This is a genomic window from Limnofasciculus baicalensis BBK-W-15 (assembly GCF_024178385.1).
Classification (GTDB): Bacteria; Cyanobacteriota; Cyanobacteriia; order Cyanobacteriales; family Coleofasciculaceae; genus Limnofasciculus; species Limnofasciculus baicalensis.
The window spans coordinates 1-1,919 of the sequence record NZ_JAMZMM010000308.1 but is presented as its reverse complement, the minus strand read 5'-3'; the positions used below and the strand labels follow the sequence as shown (position 1 = coordinate 1,919).

4 protein-coding genes are annotated in these 1,919 nt (G+C 42.7%); 3 read left to right on the top strand and 1 reads right to left on the bottom strand.

Going from position 1 to position 1,919, the window contains the following annotated elements; all coding sequences use genetic code 11:
* The first annotated feature begins 7 nt into the window (after positions 1-7).
* Positions 8-646, top strand: coding sequence for a hypothetical protein (locus NJ959_RS22770; protein WP_254014038.1), 639 nt, complete (start codon positions 8-10; stop codon positions 644-646).
* A 9-nt stretch (positions 647-655) separates the two neighbouring features.
* On the top strand, positions 656-1,339 hold the full coding sequence (locus NJ959_RS22765) for a hypothetical protein (protein ID WP_254014033.1): 684 nt from the start codon (positions 656-658) through the stop codon (positions 1,337-1,339).
* Here the strand turns inward: NJ959_RS22765 and NJ959_RS22760 are convergent.
* Entirely contained in the window at positions 1,336-1,476 is a 141-nt protein-coding gene (locus NJ959_RS22760) for a hypothetical protein (protein ID WP_254014032.1), read from the bottom strand. The two genes, NJ959_RS22765 and NJ959_RS22760, sit on opposite strands and share 4 nt — an antisense overlap.
* Here NJ959_RS22760 and NJ959_RS22755 point away from each other — a divergent pair.
* On the top strand, positions 1,468-1,887 hold the full coding sequence (locus NJ959_RS22755; protein ID WP_254014031.1) for a secondary thiamine-phosphate synthase enzyme YjbQ: 420 nt from the start codon (positions 1,468-1,470) through the stop codon (positions 1,885-1,887). The two genes, NJ959_RS22760 and NJ959_RS22755, sit on opposite strands and share 9 nt — an antisense overlap.
* The last annotated feature ends 32 nt before the right edge of the window (positions 1,888-1,919 follow it).

Below are 1,919 nucleotides of genomic sequence, written 5' to 3'. Positions count from 1 at the left end.
CACTAAAATCCTAGAGCCAACTGAACTTCCCAAGACAGTTAAAACCCCAGATTCAGGAGAAACCCCTAAAACCGTTAAAACAACCAATATCCCCAAAACACCCCATCCCTCTAAAACCAGCCTAGAACCTTCCAAAACTCCAGAAACTAAAGAAAGTCCCTCTTTATCAGTAGAACTAGCAGCTCAAGACGTGCGTCGGGTAATCGATCAACAAAAGGAGCAAAACCAAACCCTTACCACCAAGTTAAACATCTTGTTTGTCACTAACGGCGCTCTGTTCACTAGCTTGACTGTCTCTCGGCTCGTGTTTTTCCCTGGAGTGTTTAGCCTTGCGGAACTCCTGGGATTTCTGGTAAATTTCACCCTACTGATCAATGCGTTTTTACCCCGTCAGTTGGCTATCAGCCCCAATTTAGGAGATAAGAAATTTCTGGAGCGCTATCTAGTTCTGTCTCCAGAAGAGTATCAGTTACAAATGATTGTTAATCTGGTAGAGACCTATAATGCAAACAAGCAGCGATTGGAGGATGTCTCGTCATCATTGCAGTATGCAGCTTATGTTACGTGGAGTTTGGCATTGGTAATTACCTTGCACGTCTTGGCGATTTACTTTCTCCCCACGATCGACTTTAGTAGTTTTGGCTAGGCTCAAATTATGAATTCACAAGAACTTGACAATAATCACTCTGGGAAGCGCTTGAATCTACCAGAACCTGACCCAGATAATATCACAGTCTTGACGCGCAACTTGCCCAATAAGCCAATCTTGCCATGGCATCATTATGATTCTCCTTGGAGTGAAGCTAATGAGGAGAACTCAGAAGGTTCAGACATGGCAGATAGTGGTGAAGGGGATCGGGAATCGGAGGTAATCTCAACAGAGACTTCCGCTCTAAATGAAGCTGATAATCCTGAACAATTAGACAAGGATGAAGTAGACGATGTGATAGAAATTGTTGGTGCTAATGGGATAGAGGCAACCCAAAAACCTTCAGATGAAGCTAGTAATGAGGAATTACAAAATCAATATCAATCCTTCTCTACAGAGGATATAGAGGAATCAAAAGCTGTGGAACTTGACTTGGAGTCTGGACAAGAAGACTTATTCCATTTGACAGAACCCTTACCGACAGTAGAGTTAGAGGAATCGGAATCTGTCACACTCAATTATGAGTTTTTTGAGCCAGAATTGGTGGAGGAAGATCGAGCTTTATTAGCAAAGCAGTTAGATAGTTTCTCAAGGGGTGACTGTGAGAATGAATCCTTGGAGGAGAAATTTATAGTCGCCCCTGATGAAGAGTTAGAAACAGTAGATGATGAACTCAAGCAGCTAGGCTAGGTTTCCACAAATGGATCTACCCTATCCTCTTTGAGAATGCTTCGCAAACGCTCTTCTGGCTTCCGCTTGGCGATGGCTTTGCCCGCCGACCGCATCGCATAAAGTTCTACCGAAATTGCTAAGGATTCATGACTCACTACCAAAAACGACTCACAATTCAGACTATTGGCAAATCATTTTCTAACATTACCTCAAAAGTGCAATCTGTGGTTAATGATTCCGCCATTGACACTGGGCTTTGTACTATTTTTTTGCGCCATACTTCTGCGAGTCTGCTGATTCAAGAAAATGCAGATCCCGATGTACTGAAAGATTTAGCGAACTTTTTTGCCCAGTTAGTGCCGGAAGATGGGAAAAGCTACATCCATGATGCCGAAGGTACTGATGATATGCCTGCTCACATCCGTACTGCCTTGACCAAAACTTCGGAACAAATTCCCATCTGTAGGGGAAAATTGTTATTAGGAACATGGCAGGGAATTTATATTTGGGAACATCGAGAAGACAGCCACTACCGCGAGATAGTGGTTCACATCACAGGTAGTTAAAAAGTAAATATTTTATGTTTACTGATATACAG